The following is a 24,366-nucleotide window of genomic DNA, read 5'->3' as shown; positions in this document are numbered from 1 at the left end:
CGTGGCCTCTTTCATAAAAGACTTATTTGCAGTTGGCGCTTCAAAGGTAATAGTAATACTCTCGGGTATTGGAACATCAATAGTCACTGCCAGGTACCTTGGGCCAGAGGGCAATGGCACTATAGCAGCACTCGCAGTATATCCTTCCTTATTTATGAGTATAGGATCTCTTGGGATTAGACAGTCTACGACCTATTTTTTGGGGAAGGAAATTTACAGCGAGGAAAAAATAAAAACGGCCATTACTCAAATATGGTTTTTAACAACTGTAGTATCACTAACAATTTGCTTTCTTCTAATTAGATATTTAAGCTCATCAGGAGAAAATCTAACATGGGTATTAATGGCTTTATTTCCAATACCATTTACCCTTTTTAATACGTACAATTCTGGTATATTTCTGGGAAAAAACGATATATCGACTTTCAATAAAATAAACTGGATTCCTGGGCTTCTAGTCTTTATTGCAAGCACGATTCTTCTAATTGCGTTAAATTTAGGTATATCAGGTGCTTTAATGGCATTGGTTGGTGGTCCAATTTTTATGTTTGTAATTATTCTACTAAAAAACAAGTTTCTAGAAGCATTCTCAGTTAGCTTTGATTGGAAAATTATCAAATCAATGCTCTCACTTGGTTCCATATATGCCCTATCATTATTAGTAATTAATCTAAATTATAAATTAGATACTATTCTTTTAGACAAATTAAGCACGCCATACGAACTTGGAATATACTCGAAAGGCGCAGGTATCACCCAATATTTGTGGCAAATACCAATGCTATTTAGTACTTTGGTATTCGCGAGAAGTGCAGTTTCAAAGGATAATGATCAATTTTCTTACAAAGTTGCACAATTACTCAGAGTTTCTTTTGCTGCGATAGGACTAGCTTCAATCTTTCTAATAATATTCTCAGAATTTTTAATTATCGGAATGTTTGGAGAAGCTTTCAACGAAAGTACACCAGTATTACGAATCCTTATCCCTGGAGTTCTAATTCTCACCGTATATAAAGTGATGTATGTAGACCTAGCTGGCAAGGGAAAGCCATGGATCGCATTATATGCAATGATCCCTTCTTTATTTGTAAATCTTTTTCTAAATATATATTTGATTCCTAAATATGGAGCATATGGAGCAGCTATATCGTCTACTATAAGCTATTCAATTGGTGGAATCTTATTCCTTGTATTATACAGCTTAGAAACAAAAATACCAATCAAGCAATTACTAGCTTATCAATCAACAGATATAGCACCAATAATAAAGTTATTAAGGAAAAACTAATGAGTAAAATTTTTCTTTTCGATCGAGAGAGAACTGGTCGACAGATATATACTCTACCAGAAGGAAATAATCTAAAGGTAACCTGGGAAAAAAAGCTACCACAATTCCCAAACAGTGGCCCAGAATCTACTCCGGTAATTGATAAGGAGGGAAACATCTATTTTGGATGTCACAACGGATGCATATATTCACTCAATAATAATGGAAAAATACGCTGGCAATTTCAAACAGCAAATAAAGTATACTCGAGTCCTCTATTACTCGACAACAACCTTTACTTTTGTTGCAATAACCTCGATGTAATCTGTCTCTCTTTAACGGGAGAATTAATATGGGTCTTTGAAGGATATCGCGAACTAATGAAAACAAATCGAATAAGCAGAATTTTTTCATTTTTAACAAGTTACCTTATATATGACTATCACGCAAAATCTTTAAACACTAAAAGGATAACAGCTTGGTGTTCACCAAACTACCTAGAAAACAACAATATAATAGTCAATCTATATGGATTAGGAATCGTTTCCCTGGAATATAAGACAGGAAAGTTAATTTGGAAAAGAAAAACAAGTAAACATTTTCACCAAGCATTAAGTAGCGTAGCCATTACAACTCATAAAGACCAAGAGGTGATTATAGCACTGTCCCAAACTAATAAATTGATGGCAATAAACAAAAAAGGAGAAAAAATTTGGGAGAGGCCTCTTAAAAGATTTTTTAATTCATGGGCAACTCCCGCAATCGATCCTGAGAAAAAGGAGATATATTGTTCAACGAGCATAGGAAACAAAAAATCAATTATATACAAATTTGACCTAGAAGGAAATCTTTTATGGAAAAAACATTTAAATACTGGTATAAGAGGCTCAGCAACAATTCCGAAGGAAGATTTTATAGTTATCCCATGCTTAAACGGAGAACTTAAAAAAATCTCTAAAATAACGGGGAAAATATTGCAGGAATGGAAAATAGGTAGTAAACATCTAGGATTATGGACAAACTCTTCTATAGATGAATCTGGAAATATCATTATAAATTCTAAATTGTCATTCAATACAGGACGATTAAATCTAATACAATTAAACAAGCAAACAAGTCCTGTAACAATTACATACGGAAAAGCCTTGGGGATTCCATTGATCACAGAAAAATCAAAAATTTTAACAGCAACATGGGAGTCGAAAGTGTTGGAAATAGAAATAGACAACTGAATATTGAAAAAAAACCGACAAAAGTAGGTTTTATAATATTTACGCAGTTAGAACAGGGTCTAGGTGGTCATTACAGAAGTTTAAAAACACACTATGATTCATTTAAGCAAGCGGGTATAATTTCCAATGATTCCTTTATAATTAATTTCGGAAAAGCACATTCGGAAGTTTTAAAAGAAAGCGAAAACTTTAATTTTATAAAAACGAATATAACCCTTACTTTTATTAGTAAACTATTCATCATCCTAAAAGAAAAAAAACCAGACATAATCCATTGTTATGACTTAACCTCTTTACAAGTTATTAAACTAATAAATATAAAGCAAAAATGGAAACTCTTATATACGAAATGTGGAGGTCCAAATCTGGAATTCTATTTCGATGTACCAACAATATTGTTCAGCAAAGAAAATTACGAGGATATTATAAAAAAAGAGAAAAGAAAAGCACCTTTGTACCTAATACCAAACCGAATAAAAGATGAAGTAGATACAAAAAACTCCCCAGTAAAATTAGATCTCTCAAGAAACACATTAAATATCCTCCGAATAAATAGAATTTCAACGAAATACTTAGAAGTAATAAGAGCATCAATAAACTTAACAAACAGATTAAACAGCTCCGGTATAAAAACAAAACTATATATAGTTGGATCAATAGAAACCCCAGAGACATATGAAACGATAAAAAATATAAAAGCAAATACAATATTACTAACTGATAAGGAATATGTGACGAATGCATCACAACTGATAAATCAGTTTGATATCGTGATCGGAACCGGAAGAACAGCAATGGAATCAATGCAATATGGAAAACCGACTTTAGGATTTACAAAAACACAAAGTATACCAATAATAATAACGGAAAACAATATAGAAACCTTTTTACATTACAATTTCTCTGAACGAACAATTATTGAAGAAATAAATGAAACAGAGGAACTATCAAATATAATAGATTTGGTCAAAAATCTGGAAACGACAAATACAAGACATTTCTTCGATAAGTATTTTAACGTCAAAACAAAACTCCAAAAATACAGGGAAATTTACGATACAATACCGTACACTGTGGATCGACAAAAAGTATCCAAAGGATTTCTCTTATTGGTTAAAAAATTATATCGAAGTATTTAACATGCGAATATACCTCCTTATAATATCAGTAATAGTAATACTAAACTTTAATGGGATATTAAACGCTCTAACAGGGGCTACAGCATTAATATCACCATTGATACTTTTATTATTGGCATTTATATACAATAAACTAATAAGATTAAACTTAATCGCCAGATCGATAGCGATATCTAAAGAATGGATAATCTTTCTTTTTCTTTACTTACTAATCGGAACACTAAGCTTAGTATTCTTAGGTTACCAAAATGATAAGGCAATCGGAGAAATGAGAGATGTAACTATATCCATCATATACATAGCTGGTGTTGCAGGCGCTATATATTATATAAATATATATAAAAAAATAGACTTATATAACTTAATAACTGCCCACACTATAGTATTAACAATCAGTGCTTTGGCTATATTAATTGTAGGAGCACTAGAAATTGGATATATATTCAATCCAGAATCATATGGTTACCGTCAATCAGGTTTCTTTGGAAATCCAAATGATGCGGGAAATTTGTGCGTACAAACTTTGATTTTCTTGTTTTTTCTATTGACAAACAAAAAAACAACAGGATTAAAACGTTATATATACATATTATTAGCTCTATTAGTAATGTACGCTTCAATTTTAACTTTCTCTAAAAGTGCAATCCTAGCAATGCTAATAATAACGCTGATATACATAACAATCAATTTCAACCAAAATAAAAAAACTGTATTTATATTTGTTCTAGTTTCAACTATCGTCCTATCCTACCAATTTAATAGTTTAGGATCTAATTTAACAAGGGGGCAAGAAAAACGAATTGAAGGTCTGTATGATTTAATAAATGGCAGAATAGACGACGAGACAACGACTGGTAGATCAACAATAATTGCACACGGCTGGAATTACATAGAAAAACATATTATTACTGGAATTGGGCTTGGAAATTTCAAAAGCTTGCCGGAAATAAATAAGGCAAGTCATAACACCTTCTTAGTTGTATGGGGTGAAAGTGGAATAATCCCACTCTTTTTCTATATTTACTTAATTGGGATTCTTATTTTCTATAGTATTAAACTTTATTTAGTGAAGAAATATGATTATTCATACTTACTCTTTTCGTCAGCGCTTTATATTATTATGTATTCGTTTGCTACCAATAATTTACTAGACAATAGAATATTTAACACATCTTTATGTTACATATTAGCATCAAAATACCTTATAACAATAAAATAAGATGATTATAAAATTAATTAAGAAGGTAATTAGAAAACTAATATTTCTAATAAATCCCGTATTTTATGCCAGAAGATTAGGAGTGGATATAGGGTTTAATTGCAGAATCGCAACGGACAAATTTGGGTCTGAACCATATTTAATAAAAATTGGAAATAATTGTAGCATAACTCGTGGTGTAACATTTGTAAATCACGATGGCGGTGTTTGGATATTTCGAAAAGACAACGAGAATTTTGACATTTTTGGAAAAATCGTGATCGGGAACAACGTTTATATCGGTAACGAAACTACTATATTGCCTGGGGTAACAATCGGTGATAACTGCGTTATTGGTGCTTCAAGCGTAGTTACGAAATCTATACCATCAAATACAGTAGCCGCTGGCGCGCCAATTCGATATATATGTAAAACAGAAGAATATTTTAATAAAACCAAAGAAAAGAACATAAATACAAAAGGAAAAAAAGACAAGAAAAAAATAATACTAGAAAATATCGACGAAAAGGGTATAATTAAAGGGGAATTAAATCCAAAAAAATGAAAATTTTATGTGTTATCGATAGTCTAGGGAGTGGTGGAGCTCAACGGCAGATGATTGAATTAGCGAGTTCTTTAAATCACGAACATGAAATATCGATATTAATATATCACGACATTATTTTCTACCAAGATGTTATTTTTAAACACAAAATCAAGGTCATAAAGGAAGTGTATCGCAACCCATTAGTCCGGATTCTAAAGATACGAGAACGAATTAGACGTGAAAACCCAGACGTAGTACTGTCATTTTTGGACACTTCAAATTTAATTGCTATTTTATCAGGTCTTCCAACCCGGAAATGGAAACTTATAGTTGCTGACAGAAATGCAAAGCCACAAATAAATAAATCATTAATGTTGATAGCTTTAAAGTATTTATATGGTTTAGCCGATTATGTAGTAGCAAACTCAAAGGCAAATATAGGTATGGTAAGGAAAGTAAACCCATTCTTAAGGGAAAGGAAATGCAAAGTAATATATAATGGTTATAACTTATCGTATTGGATTCCCGAAAAAACGAAAGAAACATTAAACCCAAAATATAGGTTGCTAATCGCAGCACGCCATAAAGCCCATAAAAATTTAAACGGACTTATATCAGCTGTAAGTCTTCTAGAATTTAGCGATCTGCAAAAACTCGAAATTCATTGGTATGGTAGGCAACAAAACACCTCTTTTGAAAAAGCAAAAGAAAATATAAGAAAAAGTAATCTAGAAAACATTTTTCATTTTTTTGAAAGCACTGAATCGATTAAGGAAAAGATGTTAGAGGCTGACGCTATCGGACTATTCAGTTTCTATGAGGGATTATCAAATAGTCTTTGTGAAGGTATGGCACTTGGAAAACCAGTAATTTCGACCGACGTATCCGATGCTAAGTACTTCGTAACGAAGGAGAACGGATTCATATGCGAAGCTCATGATCCTAAATCAATTGCAAACGCCATAAAAGAATTTCTAAACACTGATAGAGCGATCCTAAAGCGAATGGGTTTAAAGAGCAGAGAAATAGCAGAATTACATTTAAATAAGGAAATAATGGTTAAAGAGTATCTAAATCTGTTCAAAAATTAATTTTTTAAAAAAAATTATGAATATCAAGAAATCTCCTACTCCCATTTTTGTAATCGGAGCTGCTAGAACCGGGACGACAAATTTATGTAATAACCTTACAATGCTAGAAGGGATCTCAGGGGCATTAAGTAACTACCACTACGGCAACTGTGAAAGTAAGATCCTCCACCACAAGTTCCACTGGGGAAATTTTTCGAAGTTTAAAAATCTACTAAACTTCATCTCTCATGTTCAATTTAGCGATTATTTCAAATCAGCAAATGGTGATATTAATTATTTTATAACAAACAGACCAAAAAATTACTTTGAATTCTTTTTAGACCTAATGGATAGCCATACTCTAAAAGAGGGCAACGAGTACTGGGTAACTAAGCTAGATGATCTGTTTTTTTTACACCCAAAAGAATTTAGGGAATTCTTGGAAATCTTGAAAAACAAATATGGAGAAAAAGGATTTGAGTTTATCTGTATTTCTCGGAATTTAGAAGATAGTATAAAAAGCTATCTGTATATGGAAGGAAGATATGCTTCGAAACGTTCTAGAGGTGTTTTTAGATACTTTGCAATAATTTTACAAACTTTAAGATTTCTTTTTATATACAGATCTGCTAGTACTGCAATCAACAGATCCTTTCATCTGAAATTTGAGGATTATATTAAGGATCCAGCAAAATCAACGATTAACATTCCATTTTTAAAGAATAGACAAAAGAAGAGCCATGTCGAGAATTTCATAATTAATTCTTCATTTCAATCAAAAAGTAAAAAATATGTTGATTTAGGTAGACTTGAGGTTCTTGCAGTATCAATTGGAAAACTCATTTCAAGTATTAGAATCGATATTCCATTGTTAAAAATATACACAAAAAGGAACACTAAGATTGATCCGTTTTATTATAGGAGTTTCATGCACGAACATTTCCCGGATGAACTAATTAAAGACTTAACAGAGCGTAAAGCAATTGATCTATTAGCGCACTTAAAACTTACCTCTGAGTGAGATGGAAGGTAGAAAAATATTATTTATTGGTTCGTTTAGAAAAGCTAAAAATGGCTACTATGGTGGGGTATACTTTTCGTCCACGACCTTGAGAGATCAACTTATTGAAAAACAATTTGAAGTAATCGAACTGGATACTACTTTGAAAGACATTTCAGAAACTAGAGTATTGAAAAGGTTACCAAGATTATTCATACGACAATTTAATTTTACATTTAAAGTTTTATTTAATCCAGGAGCTCGGATTATTTTTATATTTCTTAGCGCCGGTGATTCCTATATTGATAAATTTTCTTCTATAATCTTGGCAAGAATTCTTGGTAAGAAAATTGTTTTGTTTCCACGTTCTGGTCACATAATTAACAGTTACAAAAGCTCCGTATACAGATTTTTCATAAATACTTCATTTGCAGCATCAGACTACATTGTCTGCCAAAGCGTTTTTTGGAGGGATTTCTTCATTTCCAAAAATGTAAAGCCTTGTAAGTTAACTGTTATAGAAAACTGGGTGGATGAGGATAAGATTAACAAATCTAAATCAATCGACTTTCCTTCATTTAGTATCTTGAATAATGAATCATTTAAAATCATTTTTGTTTCAAGAATAGAAAAAGCTAAAGGCATCCTTGACTTAATTGAACTTGCTTTAGCCATTCAAGGAAAGTTGAATTTTTCTATTCACATATATGGATCCGGCAGTTATATAAAAGAGTTAATAGAAACCATTAAAATATACAAATTAGAAGAAACCCTTTCTTTTAAAGGTTGGCTGGAACAAAAGGACTTGATTAAGACCATAAATTCACATCACCTGGCGATTTTCCCATCTAAAGTGGAGGGGTACCCAAATTCAATCATGGATTTTATTTTCGCAAAAGTCCCAATTCTAGCATTTGATATACCAACTGTTCGGGCTGTTGGTGGTAGTAACATAAATTATTACTCAAATGATTGTCTAAGTGGGCTATCTGAAAAAGTATTGGAAATAGCAAATGATTATTCATCGCACGTGAAGAAGAGTGAACAAATTTATGCTGAGAAACTTGTTAACAATAGTCTAGCAAACGCTTTTAATAAAATCCAAACAATAATTTCAAAAAATTAACAAAATATATTTTTCCCCCATACTTATGATGGTTTCATTCTTTGATAGTTCACATAAATTACGCATATTCATCAAGCTTAATGCAATATTCCGCTCAGAAAGGTAGTTTAAATACATGACCCCAGACCGTATCAGACAACTCCCCTATGTACATCTTATCCACCATGAATGCGGGGGGGTGGGGACATCCCGCCAACTGTATGGGTACATGCTATGGAAGTGGGCGGCGGAAGGATCATTGGTGAGGCCTGCCACTTTATAGATTTATTCACGTATTTGTCAGGTTCTAAGGTGAAAGCCGTTTGCATCAATGCCATGGGCATTAACCCTGAAGAAAATACTGACAACGCATCTATCTTGTTAAGATACGAAAACGGCACCAATGCGGTGATCAACTACTTTGGCAATGGAAGCAAGGCATATGCTAAGGAGCGAGTGGAAGTGTATAGCCAGGAAAGAACTTTGGTAATGGACAACTGGCGAAAGCTAGAAGGATATGGCTTTAAGGGTTTTAGTAGTAACTCCTCCTCTCAGGATAAAGGTCATGCGGAGCAATTTAAACTACTAGTCCAGGCGGTTAAGCAAGTAGTACAGCCAATAATCCCCATGGACGAGTTGGTCAACACCACCAAAGCGAGCTTTGCGGCCATCAAAAGCCTAAAACAAGGCGTTTGGGTTGATGTAGATTAGGGTTTTATACGTTCACCAAAGAAATCATCATCCTATTATCAAAAAGCAAAAGTGATTCCCAAACTTAGATCTATCAATAAGGTCATTCATACCATAAGCCATCTGAAACCCATTCAGGTGGCTTATCAATTAAAAAACCGCTTTCGCCGAGTTGGTCCATTTATGCACTATTTACAGGCTGACTTGCCTCAAGCCCGACGGCTTGCTTTTTCCCCTGTTCCTAAAACTAATCCTGTATTAAAAATTAGCGAGAATCACTATACATTTTCTTTTCTAAATCAGGAAAAGTCATACACCGGCCGGGTGAACTGGGGTGAAGAGAACTACGGAAAATTATGGAATTATAACCTCCAATATGTAGATTTTCTTCGGCAACAGGACATAAGCGACGACGCCAAACTGATGCTTTTGTATGATCTATATGAAGAGCTCAAAAAAGGCACACTGCGCTTGGAACCGTACCCGGTGTCATTGCGTGTGATGAACGTGATCCGCTTTCTTCACCAACAAACAAAACCAAGTGTTAGGCTGCAGGGATGGATCTATGGAGAGATCAACTATCTATCAAGAAACCTGGAATACCATCTTTTGGGCAATCACCTATTAGAAAACGGTTTTGCTATATTAATGGCGGGTTACTATTTCCAAAATAGGCAATGGATCGGGCAGGCGGAAAAGCTATTGGCTGTAGAATTGGAGGAACAGATCTTAAGCGATGGAGCGCATTTTGAGCTAAGCCCCATGTACCATCAGATCATCTTGTTTAGGGTTTTGGAGGCGTTGGATTATCTCCCCATCGAGTCAAAACTAAATCCCTTGTTGCTTGAGAAAGCCAAGAAAATGCTAGCATGGCTACAAGCAATGACCTTCAGTAACGGAGACATTCCTCATTTTAACGATAGTGCCGACGGCATTGCATTTAATTCTCTCGGCCTTATCGACTATGCGAGGAAATTAAATATCCTACCAGAAAACAACCACCAATTGGGTGTATCCGGCTATCTTCTATTTAGGCTTGGAATGTATGAATGTGCTGTGGATGCGGCTGCAATCGGGCCTTCTTACCAGCCAGGGCACGGTCATGCAGATGCGCTTTCCTTTATTCTTTATGCTAACGGTAGACCTTTATTAGTTGAGGCCGGCACATCTACTTACAATGATTGCCCACAGCGGCAATTGGAACGTTCTACACGTTCACACAATTCGGTGGAAGTCAACGGACAAAATCAGTCTGAAGTCTATGGGGCCTTCAGGGTAGGAAGAAGGGCCACCGTAAATATCCACGAAGTCGGAGACGATGTTTTGGCCGCTTCACATGATGGTTACAAGTCACCTTTTGGAATTACCCATCGAAGAAAGTTCCAGTTTGAGAACGAAAGACTTACGATAATAGATACCTTATCAGGCAAAAAAGCCAAAGAAGCGATCGCCTCGTTCCACTTTCATCCTGATGTAATCGTGAATACCGAAGCGGATCAAATTGTTCTGAACGACGATACGGTAATTCATTTTGAAGGAGCTTATAATCTGACCTCCGAATCCTACCAGTTCTCCATAGGCTTTAATCAGACCCTCTCCGCGACAGTCCTTCGCGTGTATTTTACTACAAAACTTCACACAACTATCAATTTTAAGCGATAATGAAGATAGTCTATTTTTACCAGTATTTTTCCACCCCTAAAGGCTCCTGGGGAACCCGAGTATACGAATTCGCCAAGGAATGGGTAAAGGAAGGACATGAGGTGACCGTTGTCACCAGTGTGTATAGTAAGTCAGATATCAGTGCCTCCAAGCTTATCGAGGATCAACAATTTGAAGGTATCCATGTAAAAATCATCAATGTCACCATTGATAATAAACAGTCCTTCTTCAAAAGGATTTGGTCTTTTATTCAATATAGCCTGCTGTCTTCTTTTTATGCTTTGACCCTTCCTGCCGATTTGGTCATTGCATCTTCCGGTCCAATTACTGTTGGACTTCCCGGCTTACTTGCCAGATATATCAGAGGACGAAAGCTGGTGTTCGAAACCAGAGATCTTTGGCCGGAGGGTGCTATCGAGTTGGGCATCATCAATAACCCCCTGATGGTAAGGGCCGCCTATTGGTTTGAGAAAGTCTGTTATAGGGCATCTTCCTATATTGTAACCCTGTCCCCGGGAATGACAAACAACATCAAAAGGCGTTTCGGTATCTCATATGTAGACGATGTCACCAATGCTGCCAATATTGCTCTTTTCTCTACTCCACTAAATCTGATTTCAAACCGGGTTACCCCAAAAAGCTACGCCATCTATACGGGAAATATAGGAATGGTCAATAATTCTTATTGGCTTTATGAAGCCGCTAAAGAACTAAAAAAGTTGGGGAGAGAGGATATTATTATTCTTCTTATCGGCGAGGGTCAGCAAAGGGAGGAACTGGAAGACCTAGCCCAAAAGGAAGAAATCAGCAACTTTATCCGCTTAGGTTTAATGCCCAAAAGTGATTTAGTCGCCTATGTACAACATGCATTTGTGTCATTGGTTCCGTTAAAAGGAACACCCGTCTTGGACACCTCTTCTCCAAACAAATTCTTTGAATCTCTGGCCGCCGGGGTACCGATCATCCAAAATACCCAAGGCTGGATGAAAGACTTCCTTGACGAGCATCAGGTCGGCTATACACTCGATCCAAATGATCCCCAACAATTAGCAAAATTTCTCATTAAGATGAAAGATGGCGTAGCAACCACGGAGGAAATGGGGAAAAGAAGCCTAAGTGTGGCAAAAACCTTTTTCGATAAGGATTATCTAGCGGGGAAGATGTTAACAATATTAAAGCAAGTACATGAATCCAAGTAGTATTCTACTGACCGGGGCAGGTGGCTTTTTGGGTAGTATTTTGTCGAAAAAGCTAGAAAACAATGGATTCCACCTAATAGGCTTGGATAGACAGCGGCAGGAGATAAACGCGGATATTTCATCGCCTTTTGTTTTTGAAGAAAAGCATTATTTTAATACCGTCGTACATGCCGCCGGCAAAGCACACGTAGTGCCCAGAACACCTGAAGAGGAAAGTGAATTTTATCGAGTTAACTTAGAAGGCACAAAAAACCTCTGTGCTGCCATTGATCAGCTTCCGGGAAAACCGGAAGCTTTTATTTTTATCAGCACCGTTGCCGTGTATGGAAAGGACTCCGGTGAGATGATCCATGAGGACACCCCGCTACAAGGCAGCACGCCCTACGCAAAAAGCAAGATCCTGGCTGAGGAATGGCTACGGGATTGGGCGGCCAAGAACAACGTAACCTTAAGTATTTTGCGCCTTCCGTTGGTGGCAGGCCCTCAACCTCCCGGCAATCTGGGGGCGATGATCAACGGAATCAACACGGGAAGATACGCAAGTATTGGCACGGCAACTTCCCGAAAAAGTATCGTCTGGGCAGAGGATATTGCGGGCATCGTACCCCAACTTGCGAAAGCCGGCGGTATATACAATCTCACCGACGGCTACCACCCGAGTTTCGGTGAGCTCGAGCAGGCCATAGCCGGCGTATTGGGGAAGAAGTCCCCCTTCAAAGTACCCATGATAGCCGCCAAAGGCTTGGGATGGGTGGGCGATTTGCTGGGCAGCCGCTTTCCCGTCAACAGCGACAAGATCCAAAAAATCACCTCTACCCTAACCTTCGATGACCAAAAAGCCCGAACCTTCCTAGGCTGGAATCCTACACGGGTGTTAGATAGGGTTGGAGAGATGGTCCGTTAAATAAAAAATTTTTGAACTGTCGAATCGTCGAACTGTTGAATCGTGGAACCTTCTGACTTTGAAAATCCATCGATTCGGAGGTTGTCGAACTGTGGAATCGTCGAACCGTTTGATCGGTGGAGTATAGATTGCAGTTTAGTGGGCAATGTGCACTACACTTGTCCGGCGAAGAAGGTATTAAATCAAAAGCAAACGCAGTTTCGCTCCAAAAAGCCACCGATTCGACGATTCGACGGTCAAACGATTCGACCATAACGACGATTCTACACATCAACGGTAGCCCAATCTGGCTCGGGTTTTGGCGAGACGGGGATGGCACCACAGGCATTTACTGCGGCCAAAACTAGCGTGTTGTTGTTTTGTTTTCCTATAAACATGGCACCCCTTCGGGGTTGCGGCATCGGTTCGATGGCGTTTTGCCAACCCCATTTAGGGAATGGCGAATGTCTACTATCTCACATTTAATTTCTCATAATCTCCAAAAACGACCCCGAAGGGGGTCGAATATTTATAGCCCCGGGTGCAAACCCGGGGAATGGAAATCAAAATCATCGCCCCGTTTTGGCCAGCCACAAAGCCAATCGTGCCTACACATTCTCGCCAAAACCCGACAAGGCTAGAGCACGCATGATGCCGGTTCGTCTGTAATCAAATTTAGCCTAGCCTCGAAACGCCATCGGTTCGACGATTCTCCGATCTAACAGTTCGACAATCCTCCAATTCCACGATTCCACAGTTCGACGATTCGACAGTCCCAACGATTCAACAATTCATCAACCACCAAAAAAACACCCCCCATCCCCTCATGTACATCCTAGCGACGCTGCTACTTTTCGCCAGTATCCTCCTCTACTTCAAGATCGCTGACCGGTTCAACATCATCGACAAGCCCAACGAACGCTCCTCGCACACCCGCATTACCATACGGGGTGGAGGCATCGTGTTTGCCGTAGCGGTACTGTGGGCGTTTTTGATGGGACTAGCCTCTTGGGAAGTAACCCTCGCCGTTCTCATGGTGGCATCTGTTAGCTTTGTAGACGATATACGCCCACTAAGTCAGTTACCACGCTTTGCCGTACATGTACTGGCCTCCTTACTGGTCCTCCACGAATCCGGTGTATGGCCGTTGGCACTATGGTGGATTCCCTTGGCCTTGTTTGTTTTCCTAGGCTGGGTAAACATCTTCAACTTCATGGATGGCATCAACGGCATCACGGCGCTTTATGCGTTGGCGGTACTCTCCGGATTTTACTTTATCCCCGAACTGATCGAGTTTCGCGGGCTGATGGAAATGGTTGCCCTATCGGTATTGGTATTTGGATTCTTCAATATCCGCGTAAAGGCGAAAACTTTTGCCGGTGACGTGGGGTCTATCAGCATGGCGTTGATCCTGGGATACCTCATGGTTCATCTGCTGGTCCGCACCGAACAGATCTTTTACTTACTACTATTTGCGGTATACGGACTGGACGGTGTACTCACTATCCTACACCGGCTGCTGAAACGGGAAAACATCTTCCAACCTCACCGTACCCACCTGTACCAATACCTGGCCAACGAAATGGGTTGGGGACACCTCCCCGTCTCCTTTCTGTATTTCAGCGTCCAATTACTTATCAATTTCGTTGTGTTGTACCAAATGCAGTATTCGGCAAGTTCCATGCTATTTCCGCTGATTGCCTTTACCATTGGACTGATTTTTACCTATATTGGAAGCAAATTCCTTGTGTACAAAAAATTGCAGACCCTCTAACTCCGCCTAAAATGGAAAACTCACCGGCTATTTTTCCCGGTGGCACCCACGTGGATGAACGTGGAAGCCTCAAATTTAACAACGGCCTGTCGCAGCTAGGTTTTGACGTCAAGCGTTTCTTTCTGATCGAGCCCAAAGGATTCAGGGGATGGAACGGGCATCGGGAGGAAGAAAAGTTATTTACTGTTGTCAATGGGTGTGTAACGATATGCGTGGTGAAGCCCGATTCCTGGGAAAACCCCTCTACCATGCTGCCAATATCCGAATACGTCCTTGTAAACAACGGTGACACCCTTTACGTGCCGGGAGGCTATGCAACAGCCTTCCTTGGCCCGGAGGGAACAAATACCGTTTTGGTCCACTCAAATAAATCGTTGGAAGAATCCATCGAAGACAGCTACAAATTCCCTCCAACGTATTGGTATGGCGAACCCACCCTGTCCGGAAACATGGCCACATGAAGCGAAGGGCGCAAAGGACATATCGTAGCCTGTATCCATCGATCAAGGATCTGACGGACCGATCGGGAGCCACTGTGTTACTGATCCTGTTTGCCCCTGTCCTACTCCTAACCGCCGTGCTGCTAGGGTCCGGTCAGCGGGGAGAAATTCTTTTTCGCCAAGTGCGTGCGGGCCGTCACGGGCATCCCTTTACACTCTATAAATTCAAAACCATGCGGGACGTAAGGGATAGGCAGGGATGTCCGCTGCCCGACAAGGAACGCATTACCCTCCTAGGCCGCTTTTTACGTGCCTCCTCCATCGACGAGCTCCCCCAGCTGATCAACGTAATCCGTGGCGAAATGAGCTTGGTAGGTCCTAGGCCGCTGTATGTCGATTATATCACGCTATATACCGACCGCCAAGCGCTTCGTATGCGCGTGAAGCCGGGAATCACCGGGCTTGCCCAGATTAATGGACGAAACCAAACGACCTGGGAAAAAAGACTGGAATTGGATGCCCAATACGTGGAAGCACTTTCCTTCAAGCAGGATGTACGCATTCTTTTCCTCACGCTATTTGCGGTGTTTTCTTTCAAAAACACGCACCATGGGGATGCCCCTACCATGCCGATGTTTTCGGGCAGCCCAAAGGGCACAGAAAAGTTGGCATAGCTAGCCCCTTTCTCCATATTTTCCATTACCCGTTTGAGAGTATACGTTTTACGATCAAACGACTTGACAACAACACATGCACATTCAACACATTGAAGCGATCTATGGAAGACCCACCGCTATCGTCTTGATGGCCTGCAGGGTATATCTGGAAACCGCTAGCATGGAATCGTTTATGGACTACGTAGGCAACTCACAGGTGGATTGGAAAGAGGTGATACGGCTGTGCAGAGCCCACCGAATCCGGCCCACTGCCTATAGGGTATTATTAAAGGTCTCCCCTCCAGCGCCCTGGGCTGAAATGCTTAAGAAAGAACTTCAAAAACTGACCATGCAGAGCATGGACAAAGCCCGGGAAACCACCCGTTTGATCGGCTTGTTGCTGGCGGAAGGAATTACCGTGTTTCCCTATAAAGGAGTGGCCTTTTCCAAACGCTTTTACGGGGAAATCGGATTGAGGGAATCCGGAGACATTGACCTCATCATCCGACCAAGTGACCTCCCGGCCATCAATGAGGCTCTAAAAAAAGATGGTTACCTTCCAGAGGAAGAAGACTATCAGCAGTTCTTGGGATGGGAACGCTTTACCCGAGCGCATAGAGGCTATAACCTCCAAAAGCTGGACCGGCAGGACCTTCCGGTACATTTGGAGTTACACTGGCGCATCATCTACGATTACTTTGGTGTGGGCAAATTTGACAACGAGTTTTCTTTCCAGGCTTCGGATCAGTTACAGGTCTATGACAAAACGGTGCCGGTACAGGACAACTACCAGCAATTCAAGTACCTATACTTGCACCATAGCCTACACGATGGGCATGGATACCTAAAAACCGCCCTGGATATAGCGATGGGGTTGAAGTCACTCAACCTGACCAAGGAGGATTATTCGAATCAGCCAGTCATCCGGGAAATCACGGAAACCTTCAGCCTACCTGTGGCCGTACATGCCTCCAACCAATTGTTCGCAACAACCTTTGAACTTCCCACGGATTATCCAACCGATAAGACATTGGGGAAATTGCTGGAAAATACCCTGATGGAACGGTCCAAGCGACCCGACGAATTGGGTAAAAACTTCTTCTCCTACTTCCACTTCCACACCAGTTTAATTCGGAAGCGTGCTCTTTTTTACCCCGAAAAAAGACGGAAAATGGTTTTCTACTACCGGAATCTCGCACATTTCTTTCACCCCAATTTCATTGATTATCGGATTTTCCGACCAAAGTCAATGCTGGCCTACCGGTTGATTTGGATCATACGCCCTATCCGCCATTTCTTTTTGCCAACGGACCCCTTGCGCCGGGATATGCGGTCAGAAGAACGGGCACTGTTGCAGGAAATCAAACAAAAATCCAACTAGATGAACTGTTCACCAACAACATAAAGACCTCTTTAAACTCCTTTTTTCTTAGTAGAATTGCTTTTAGGGCGATCGATCCGGTCAAAAAAATAAACCAGTGTCAGAAACAGGCACTGGTTTTTTCTTGTATTTCACTTTTTTTTCTCTAAAAATTCCCTTTCCTTGTAGAAAAGAATCAAATTTAACCAATTGCATGTATATCTACGGAGCTTCTGGACACGGTAGGGTTATCATAGACATGATCGATTCGTACGAGCAGATTCATGGTGTTTTTGACGATGACCCGCAGAAGACCGAATTGTTGGGATATCCTGTTTTGGGAAGCCTACCAGCTACCTTTGTATTCACAAGTGATTTGTTTATTGCCATTGGCGACAACCACAGTAGAAAAACAATCAACGATCGATTGGTTCACCGGGTTAAGTTTGCCAATATCATCCACGAGTCGGCGATTTTTTCCAAGCGGGCCGACTTGGGAGTAGGCTGTGTCGTGATGGAAGGGGCCATCGTAAAAGTCGGATGTGAGCTAAAAAATCAAGTGATCGTGAACACGGGCGCATCGATTGACCACGATTGCTTGATAGAAGACTATGTCCATATAGCACCACAGGCAACCTTATGTGGCGGCATTCACATAGGCGAGGGGACGTTGATCGGGGCCAATGCCATCATACTTCCGGGAGTCAAGGTAGGATCTTGGTGTTCCATCGGTGCCGGATCCATTGTACATCAAGATGTTCCGGACCACAGTACCTGGATTGGAAACCGCCTGCAGTCTACCAAGGTTCGGGTAGGCTGATCTAATATCTTATATCTAACGTCTTATGTCTTAAATCTCTCTCCAAGCCTAGCAATGACGAACCGAGTTTTGCTTCGCTTCGAAAAGCATTCGATTCGTCTGTTGTCGAACTGTGTAATCGTCGAACCGTTAAATCGGGCGGTTATAGATTGCAGTTTAGTGAGCAGATTGATGAAAACCTGTTCCGTGAAGGCTGTATTAATTTGAAAACAAACGCAGTTTCGCTCCGAAAACCCACCGATTCCACGGTCAATCAATTCGACGATCTAACGATAGCCCACACGGAGTGGGGTTTTGGCGGGAAAGGGATGGTGGCGCAGCCATTTTAGGCGGCCAAAACGGTATTAACTTCATCATCACTTACCCCGGGTTGGCACCCGGGGCTACTGGCATTTGACCCCGATGGGGTCATGCTATCCCTTTGGTATTCCTCCGATTCCACGGTTTCAACAGTTCGACAATTCGACGGTCTGACGATTCGACAAAAAAGACGGTCAATCGATTCGAAAAAAGACAGCTGTCTACTTTTTCACATCTCATTTCTCCTATCTAAAAAAAGACCCCTAAGGCGATCGCACATCAATTAGAGGCTGTCCGAAAGGTCGAAAGGCCTATTTGGACCTGCCTGTAGGGTAGCAACCTTCAACCAGTCAGGTAGATGCCTAGGTCAGAGGCAGAGCCCTGGAATCTTAGTAGAAAAGCGGACCTATAAAAAAATGAGGGGCGATAGCCCTGAAATCGTATCCGTCCTGCCAACCAATTTTCCCTTGGGTAAATTCTTTGTCGCGCAGGCAGTAGGTTGCTCAGCTATTCCCGAAGCGTAGTCAATTGTGTGCACATATCGCCGCTAACACCCATTGCCGATCGTAGTGCGAAAGACCTTCGGGGTTTTCTAAACCCCAAAGGTCCGCAACTTAAAAAAAAAGGCTGCCTCCATACCGGAGACAGCCTTTAATCTATTTTCAGTTCCTAAATTACATTAATACCCAGGGTTCTGCACCAAGTTGGCATTTCGCTGCATTTCCTGGAATTGGATTGGCATCCAATACATTTTATCCAACCAAAGCCGGTTTTCTTTTCCGGGATCGATATCGATCACTTCATACGAATAGGTATATACATCTGGATCGTATCGATACACACTCAACGACTGACCAGGTTTAAAGACACCGGTAATGCTGATACCGTTTGCCTGGCGACCGAGCGTCTGCGGAGCAATCATCCACCTACGGGCATCGTAGTAACGCTGCTCTTCGTGCACCATTTCCTTACGCTTCTCGTTGATAAACGCCATCTTCAGGTCGTCTCCCGATTCGGTCAACGCGGGCAAACCAGCACGGAAACGGATCTTATTGAGCCAATTTCTAGCTTCAGCGTCCTCACCCAAGAAGATACAGGCCTCCGCATAGTTGAAGATCACTTCGGTAAAACGGATGTTCGGCCAAGGAATTTCCTGCCAAGTGTTCTGATCTACAAAGTTCGGATCTGGCTCTACAAACTTCCGGATATAGTAACCGGTATAGGATCCGTTCCAGTCTTCAATCGGGCTATTTCGCGTGTCCAGTCCAAAGTGACTTACCACCTGACCCTGGGCGTTGGTACGCTGATAGGTACCGGTTTGAATCTGACCCAGTGGATCCAAAGCTTGGTTAGCTGGAGAACGTGGCTTCCACTGTGCTCCATCATACAGGAAAGTAGCATAGAATCGTGGCTCTCTTCCTTGATAAGGTGCTGCATCGTGTGCAGGATTATCCCAGTCAAACGGGGTACCATCCATCATCGCGTAGTCGTCGATCAAAAGCTGAACGGGAGTGTTACCCGCCCAGTTGTTGTAGCCATTGGGTCCGTTAAACAAACCTTGACGTCCACCAGCCTCAGGCTTCTGTGCCAAGAAGTAGCGACCAAAGATCATTTCGGCCTCTCCACCGCCTCTGGACAGGGAGTTATTGATATACACTTGTACAGCCTCATCGTGCGCAAGTGGCTCGGTCAGATTTAGCATGTTACCATCTGCTATATCCAACACCGCCTTGGCAGCAGCCTTGGCACGTTGCAAGCGCTCAGCACGGCTTCCCGAAGTATAACCGATCAGTTCTTTGTTCTGATAACCAGAAATCACGCTCGACTTACCGGATGCAACAGCCATATCGTGCAAATCACTGGCGGCATAGATCAACACCCTTGACTTAAGGGCCAAGGCTGCAATTCTGTTGGCACGACCTCTCGCGAGGTTATGGCCATCCAATAACTGTGCTGCACGGTCCAGATCCTGAACGATAAACTCCACTACCTCGGAAAAGGTGTTTCTTGGAAGCTCGTAGGTCTCTTCCTCCAGCGTATACGCACGGTCTGCAATGGGAACCCCTCCGTAATTTCTCAACAGTTGTTGATGGAAATAGGCCCGCATAAAGGTCGCCTCGCCCAACAGTCGATCAACGATACCTCCCACGTTTTCGAATTGTGGGTTGCTAAGGTTCTGGATGGCGATGTTAGCGGCCCGTAAACCGTTGTACATGTTCACCCAACCTCTGGTTGCATCGATCCATCCCGGTGTCTCGGGGTTGGAACGGGCCTCCGTTACCACGTTGATATTTCGTCCGGGGTGGGTAAAGATCGCTTCGTCCGTCAAAGAAGCCAAGGCTTGCTCTGAAAAACCTCCCTGTCCCAATCCGGCATAAATATCCGTTACAAATGCTTCGGCCAAACCGGCATCCCGCCAAACGGCTGCTTCCGATACTTGTCCTAGGGGTTGGGTATTGAGAAATTCGTCGTTACACGAAGTGGCAATCAACGTTGCTGAGATCAACCCGACCCAAATATGTTTTATCTTAAAATTCATATGATTACTTTTTTGGGACTTAGAATGTTACTGATAAACCACCGTTGATGATCCTTGCCTGAGGATAATACTGTCCTGTAGCGTTGTCAGATTCAGGATCGTATACCTTCAGCTTATCCCAGGTCAACAGATTCAATCCGTTTACATAAAAACGTAGGTTGCTGATACCGAATCGGTTTCCAAACTGAGAAGGAACGGTATACCCTACCTCCAAGTTTTTCAGACGGATATAATCAGAGCTTCTCCACCAGAAATCGTTGCCAGAAGAGAAATACTGATCACTTCGGTTGGCGATACGGGGATACTCGGTACTTGGATTGTCGATGGTCCATCTGTTTTCGTAGAATTCCAACAGGTAGTTACCGATGTTTCCGGATTCACCCAAGCTAACCAATGCGATGGCACCTGCTGCACCTTGGAATAACACCGAAAGGTCAAAGTTTCTCCACTGCGCATTCATGTTCACACCACCTTGGAAACGGGGGATGTTGTTTCGGTCCATACGAACACGGTCATTTGGCGTGATTCGTCCGTCTCCGTCAAAATCGACAAACTTCATGTCACCAGGACGCAGTTGGTTGGTGATCGCCGAGTAGTCCAAGGTATTGGCGGCAATCTCTTCTTCGGTAGCAAACACGCCGTCGTATAGGTACACTGGCGCAGGCGTATTCATGGGAAGACCCGTAGAACGTTGCCAGTCAGGTGCTCCTGGAGGCTCATCCCAGAAAAGGATACGGTTATAAGCGTAGCCACCGTTTGCACTGATGCTATACTGAAGATCTCCCTTTTGACCGCGGTAACCCACGTTAAAGTCAAATCCTTTGTTTTCAACTTCTCCAATGTTTTCCGCAGGCAACAGCGAAGCAAGACCACTGGTCTGTGGAACAGACGCGTTACGTTGCCATAGGATGTTGGTTCGCTTGTTGTAGAAGTAATCCAATTCGAAGAAGATTTTTCCGTCTAGCAAGGAACCTTCCACCCCAATGTTGGAGTTGTTGGCCACTTCCCAAGTAATTTGGTTGTTGGGAACCCTGGTTTCAAATAACGTTTTCGCTTCGTTGTTTTCCAAGATGTGGCTTCGGAAACCGTAGGTGGAAAGGAACTGATACTCTTGCAGTGCTCCTCCAAAGAATATCTGGTCGTTACCCATTTGCCCCCAAGAACCTCTGACTTTGAAGAAGTCCATGACGGGTACATTGTTTTTCCAGAAGTCTTCTTCAGATACTACCCATCCACCCATTACACCAGGGAAGAAACCGAAGCGGGTCTCCTCAGGGAAGATGTACGATCCATCAAATCTCCATAGGAATTCGAAAAGGAATTTTTCCTTGTAATTATAAGCCATCCTACCGAAGTAGTTGAGACGGGCTCTTTCAAAACCGCCGCCACCGTTGTCTTTTTCGGCATCACCACCGGCAAACATCTGATCGATAGCCGGAGAGATAAAGAATCTTCTGTAGGCCCAGAAATCATCTCCATCCACGGTCTCTTTGTTCACACCGGCCAAGAAATTCAACCCGTGGTCGTCAATCTTTTTGTCATAGGTGAAAATACCTCCTAACATGATGTTCAGTTGGTTATTGTTAGACTGACGAAGTCTTGGCTCTGCAGGTCCTCTTTCACTTGGAACCAATACAGGCGTGACGCCGTCTGCCTCAAAACCGCTACCTCTTTGGTATAGAATCCAAGGAGTTTCCCATCGCTTCTGGAATCTGCTCAGCTTATCCACAGACGCAGTACCCTGAAACTTCAGACCTTCCACTCCTGGGATCTTGATATTGATCGCACCGTTGGTTTGGAAATAGTCGCGGGTATCTCGGTCATAACCGGTAGCGTTGGTGGTGATTACCACGGGGTTTTCACCGTTTTCGATATCTGGTCCCGGTCTGCCGTCAGGCCAGAACGCAGGCTCATGCGGCTTACCCCTCATTTGCATACGGAAGATCGCTCCTGCACCTCTGGTAGGGAAGAAGCGGTATTCCTGACGAGCCAATACACCCATCTGCAAGTCGATGTATTCGTTTACTTTGGCATCCAAGTTCAACCTCATGTCGTACTGCTTGTACCCTGTGGCAGAATTGCGGTAGTATGCATCCTGATTTTGGTATCCCAATGAAGCCAAGTAGCGGATATTTTCACCACCACCGTTCAACTGTAGGTTGTGCCTAGTCTGTGGAGACCAAGGCTTCAGTGTTGCATCAAACCAGTCGGTGTTGGGGTAGTTCCAAGGATCTGTTCCTGCTCGGTGCATCTCCAACGCATTGGGGCTGAAAGGTGCGGTTCGAACTTGTCCGTTTGGCCGGGTATAGGTTCCAGTAGCACGGAACGCATCGGTAGCACCTCTCCACTCGCTTACAGGGAGTTCATACACGTTCAGGTCATTCAACATTTCACCGTATTGTGCGGCATCTGCCATTCTAGGAATTACCGTTGGCTGTGCAAAACCTTGGTTGAACTGATAGGTCAGCTCTGGCTTGCCTGATTTACCTCGCTTGGTAGTTACCAAGATAACTCCGTTAGCGGCCCGAGCACCGTAGATAGCGGCAGAGGCATCTTTCAATACGGAGATGGTCTCGATGTCATTGGGGTTCAAACGTTCGATACCACCAGCACGGGCAGGGATACCGTCGATTACGATCAACGCGTCGTTGTTACCCAGGGTATTGGAACCCCGGATACGGATACCTGATCCATCGTAACCTGGCTCACCGGAACGGTTTACCGCGATCACACCCGCCATACGACCGGCGATGGAGTTGGTAAGGTTCATGGCAGGAGATTTTACCAGTTCGGCACCTTTCACCGTAGCCACGGAACCCGTAATGGTTTCTTTCTTTTGCTCACCGTAACCCACCACGATTACTTCGCTGAGGGATTGCATGTCAGGCATCAATGTCACCTGCATGTTGGACCGGCTTCCCACCTCTGCTTCAAATGGGGTGAAGCCTACGAAGGAGAAAACCAATATGTTGTCTCCAGGCTGGAGAGATACACGGAACTCTCCATCGATGTCCGTGACACCACCACGGGTGGTACCTTTTACGAGTACAGATACACCCGGAAGAGGAAGGTTATCCTCCCCGGAAATGACCGTACCCGTCACTTCCCTGGTCTGGGCTTGCGTGGTCAGCGTGGATGCTACAAACAGCATCACCACTACCCACAGCAATTTGATTTTGGGTAAATAGTTTGTCATACGTTTTTGGGATTTAAGAATACAGTAATTAATGATTGTTAAAACTACACGTTAAATATGAAGGGATTATTTATTTTTTGCAACGATTAGTTTTGAACGTATTTTTTAATATTTCAATACTATATTAGGGAAATCGCTGTTTTTGTAGAAAATTATTAACAGTTTCGGATCAACGTAAAATTATTTTCAAAATTACAGCTCTATTTTTGCGGATTCTCAAAAAAACACGCTTTTGGTAAATTGTGTGTTTTTAGTCGGCAAAAGTAAATGATAAGCGGCCTTTTGTGAA

At 41.8% G+C, this 24,366-nt stretch carries 20 protein-coding genes; 17 read left to right on the top strand and 3 right to left on the bottom strand.

The genetic code is table 11. The annotated features are described in order from the left end of the window. The first annotated feature begins 1 nt into the window (after position 1). The 12 genes from JJU34_RS05905 (at position 2) to JJU34_RS05850 (ending at position 13,013) form a co-directional block, all read left to right on the top strand. Positions 2-1,288 (top strand): polysaccharide biosynthesis C-terminal domain-containing protein, encoded by a 1,287-nt coding sequence (locus tag JJU34_RS05905; protein WP_228691406.1) that lies wholly within the window; start codon positions 2-4, stop codon positions 1,286-1,288. Next, positions 1,288-2,499, top strand: a complete 1,212-nt coding sequence (locus JJU34_RS05900; protein WP_228691405.1) for a PQQ-binding-like beta-propeller repeat protein — start codon at positions 1,288-1,290, stop codon at positions 2,497-2,499. The genes JJU34_RS05905 and JJU34_RS05900 overlap by 1 nt, the downstream gene beginning before the upstream one ends. After that, positions 2,460-3,638 (top strand): hypothetical protein, encoded by a 1,179-nt coding sequence (locus tag JJU34_RS05895; protein WP_228691404.1) that lies wholly within the window; start codon positions 2,460-2,462, stop codon positions 3,636-3,638. Before JJU34_RS05900 ends, JJU34_RS05895 begins: the two co-directional genes overlap by 40 nt. 1 nt (position 3,639) lies before the next feature. Continuing rightward, positions 3,640-4,857 (top strand): O-antigen ligase family protein, encoded by a 1,218-nt coding sequence (locus tag JJU34_RS05890; protein ID WP_228691403.1) that lies wholly within the window; start codon positions 3,640-3,642, stop codon positions 4,855-4,857. A gap of 1 nt (position 4,858) precedes the next feature. Further along, on the top strand, positions 4,859-5,401 hold the full coding sequence (locus JJU34_RS05885; protein ID WP_228691402.1) for an acyltransferase: 543 nt from the start codon (positions 4,859-4,861) through the stop codon (positions 5,399-5,401). Further along, the gene (locus JJU34_RS05880) at positions 5,398-6,474 is read left to right on the top strand and encodes a glycosyltransferase family 4 protein (RefSeq protein WP_228691401.1); all 1,077 of its coding nucleotides are present in this window, start codon (positions 5,398-5,400) and stop codon (positions 6,472-6,474) included. The genes JJU34_RS05885 and JJU34_RS05880 overlap by 4 nt, the downstream gene beginning before the upstream one ends. A gap of 16 nt (positions 6,475-6,490) precedes the next feature. Then, complete coding sequence (locus JJU34_RS05875) at positions 6,491-7,474, top strand: hypothetical protein (protein ID WP_228691400.1); 984 nt, start codon at positions 6,491-6,493, stop codon at positions 7,472-7,474. A 1-nt stretch (position 7,475) separates the two neighbouring features. Further along, positions 7,476-8,579: a glycosyltransferase family 4 protein gene (locus tag JJU34_RS05870; protein WP_228691399.1), complete on the top strand. Its 1,104-nt coding sequence runs from the start codon at positions 7,476-7,478 to the stop codon at positions 8,577-8,579. A gap of 168 nt (positions 8,580-8,747) precedes the next feature. Continuing rightward, positions 8,748-9,269 (top strand): Gfo/Idh/MocA family oxidoreductase, encoded by a 522-nt coding sequence (locus tag JJU34_RS05865; protein ID WP_228691398.1) that lies wholly within the window; start codon positions 8,748-8,750, stop codon positions 9,267-9,269. A 117-nt stretch (positions 9,270-9,386) separates the two neighbouring features. Then, positions 9,387-10,910 carry a heparinase II/III family protein gene (locus JJU34_RS05860; protein WP_228691397.1) on the top strand — a complete coding sequence of 508 codons (1,524 nt, stop codon included), beginning with the start codon at positions 9,387-9,389 and terminating at the stop codon, positions 10,908-10,910. Further along, positions 10,910-12,109 (top strand): glycosyltransferase family 4 protein, encoded by a 1,200-nt coding sequence (locus tag JJU34_RS05855; protein ID WP_228691396.1) that lies wholly within the window; start codon positions 10,910-10,912, stop codon positions 12,107-12,109. Before JJU34_RS05860 ends, JJU34_RS05855 begins: the two co-directional genes overlap by 1 nt. After that, positions 12,096-13,013: an NAD-dependent epimerase/dehydratase family protein gene (locus JJU34_RS05850; RefSeq protein WP_228691395.1), complete on the top strand. Its 918-nt coding sequence runs from the start codon at positions 12,096-12,098 to the stop codon at positions 13,011-13,013. The genes JJU34_RS05855 and JJU34_RS05850 overlap by 14 nt, the downstream gene beginning before the upstream one ends. A gap of 263 nt (positions 13,014-13,276) precedes the next feature. On the opposite strand, the gene JJU34_RS05845 is transcribed toward JJU34_RS05850, so the two are convergent. Next, a complete protein-coding gene (locus JJU34_RS05845) occupies positions 13,277-13,414 on the bottom strand; it encodes a hypothetical protein (RefSeq protein WP_228691394.1) in 138 nt (45 codons plus the stop codon). Between the two features lie 404 nt (positions 13,415-13,818). On the opposite strand from JJU34_RS05845, the gene JJU34_RS05840 reads away from it, so the two are divergent. From JJU34_RS05840 to JJU34_RS05820, 5 genes are all read left to right on the top strand, one after another. Further along, positions 13,819-14,766 carry a glycosyltransferase family 4 protein gene (locus JJU34_RS05840; RefSeq protein ID WP_228691393.1) on the top strand — a complete coding sequence of 316 codons (948 nt, stop codon included), beginning with the start codon at positions 13,819-13,821 and terminating at the stop codon, positions 14,764-14,766. A gap of 11 nt (positions 14,767-14,777) precedes the next feature. Next, complete coding sequence (locus tag JJU34_RS05835) at positions 14,778-15,227, top strand: cupin domain-containing protein (protein ID WP_228691392.1); 450 nt, start codon at positions 14,778-14,780, stop codon at positions 15,225-15,227. Next, positions 15,224-15,880 carry a sugar transferase gene (locus JJU34_RS05830; RefSeq protein WP_228691391.1) on the top strand — a complete coding sequence of 219 codons (657 nt, stop codon included), beginning with the start codon at positions 15,224-15,226 and terminating at the stop codon, positions 15,878-15,880. The genes JJU34_RS05835 and JJU34_RS05830 overlap by 4 nt, the downstream gene beginning before the upstream one ends. Positions 15,881-15,956: 76 nt before the next feature. Continuing rightward, positions 15,957-17,243 carry a nucleotidyltransferase family protein gene (locus JJU34_RS05825; protein WP_228691390.1) on the top strand — a complete coding sequence of 429 codons (1,287 nt, stop codon included), beginning with the start codon at positions 15,957-15,959 and terminating at the stop codon, positions 17,241-17,243. Positions 17,244-17,436: 193 nt separating this feature from the next. Then, entirely contained in the window at positions 17,437-18,042 is a 606-nt protein-coding gene (locus JJU34_RS05820; RefSeq protein WP_228691389.1) for an acetyltransferase, read from the top strand. 979 nt (positions 18,043-19,021) lie between these two features. Here JJU34_RS05820 and JJU34_RS05815 read toward each other — a convergent pair. Continuing rightward, entirely contained in the window at positions 19,022-20,881 is a 1,860-nt protein-coding gene (locus tag JJU34_RS05815; RefSeq protein WP_228691388.1) for a RagB/SusD family nutrient uptake outer membrane protein, read from the bottom strand. Positions 20,882-20,900: 19 nt separating this feature from the next. Beyond that, a complete protein-coding gene (locus tag JJU34_RS05810) occupies positions 20,901-24,077 on the bottom strand; it encodes a TonB-dependent receptor (protein WP_228691387.1) in 3,177 nt (1,058 codons plus the stop codon). Between the last annotated feature and the right edge of the window lie 289 nt (positions 24,078-24,366).

Origin of the sequence: Lunatimonas sp. (assembly GCF_020832325.1) — a bacterium.
Lineage (GTDB): Bacteria > Bacteroidota > Bacteroidia > Cytophagales > Cyclobacteriaceae > Lunatimonas.
The sequence above is the reverse complement of the archived record's forward strand: the minus strand, read 5'-3'. Positions and strand labels throughout refer to the sequence as shown.

Coding starts and splice junctions, on each gene's coding strand:
- JJU34_RS05900 (WP_228691405.1), top strand. CDS start 1,288: ATGAGTAAAATTTTTCTTTTCGATCGAGAGAGAACTGGTCGACAGATA.
- JJU34_RS05895 (WP_228691404.1), top strand. CDS start 2,460: ATGGGAGTCGAAAGTGTTGGAAATAGAAATAGACAACTGAATATTGAA.
- JJU34_RS05890 (WP_228691403.1), top strand. CDS start 3,640: ATGCGAATATACCTCCTTATAATATCAGTAATAGTAATACTAAACTTT.
- JJU34_RS05885 (WP_228691402.1), top strand. CDS start 4,859: ATGATTATAAAATTAATTAAGAAGGTAATTAGAAAACTAATATTTCTA.
- JJU34_RS05880 (WP_228691401.1), top strand. CDS start 5,398: ATGAAAATTTTATGTGTTATCGATAGTCTAGGGAGTGGTGGAGCTCAA.
- JJU34_RS05875 (WP_228691400.1), top strand. CDS start 6,491: ATGAATATCAAGAAATCTCCTACTCCCATTTTTGTAATCGGAGCTGCT.
- JJU34_RS05870 (WP_228691399.1), top strand. CDS start 7,476: ATGGAAGGTAGAAAAATATTATTTATTGGTTCGTTTAGAAAAGCTAAA.
- JJU34_RS05865 (WP_228691398.1), top strand. CDS start 8,748: ATGCGGGGGGGTGGGGACATCCCGCCAACTGTATGGGTACATGCTATG.
- JJU34_RS05855 (WP_228691396.1), top strand. CDS start 10,910: ATGAAGATAGTCTATTTTTACCAGTATTTTTCCACCCCTAAAGGCTCC.
- JJU34_RS05850 (WP_228691395.1), top strand. CDS start 12,096: ATGAATCCAAGTAGTATTCTACTGACCGGGGCAGGTGGCTTTTTGGGT.
- JJU34_RS05845 (WP_228691394.1), bottom strand. CDS start 13,414: ATGCCGCAACCCCGAAGGGGTGCCATGTTTATAGGAAAACAAAACAAC.
- JJU34_RS05840 (WP_228691393.1), top strand. CDS start 13,819: ATGTACATCCTAGCGACGCTGCTACTTTTCGCCAGTATCCTCCTCTAC.
- JJU34_RS05835 (WP_228691392.1), top strand. CDS start 14,778: ATGGAAAACTCACCGGCTATTTTTCCCGGTGGCACCCACGTGGATGAA.
- JJU34_RS05830 (WP_228691391.1), top strand. CDS start 15,224: ATGAAGCGAAGGGCGCAAAGGACATATCGTAGCCTGTATCCATCGATC.
- JJU34_RS05825 (WP_228691390.1), top strand. CDS start 15,957: ATGCACATTCAACACATTGAAGCGATCTATGGAAGACCCACCGCTATC.
- JJU34_RS05820 (WP_228691389.1), top strand. CDS start 17,437: ATGTATATCTACGGAGCTTCTGGACACGGTAGGGTTATCATAGACATG.
- JJU34_RS05815 (WP_228691388.1), bottom strand. CDS start 20,881: ATGAATTTTAAGATAAAACATATTTGGGTCGGGTTGATCTCAGCAACG.
- JJU34_RS05810 (WP_228691387.1), bottom strand. CDS start 24,077: ATGACAAACTATTTACCCAAAATCAAATTGCTGTGGGTAGTGGTGATG.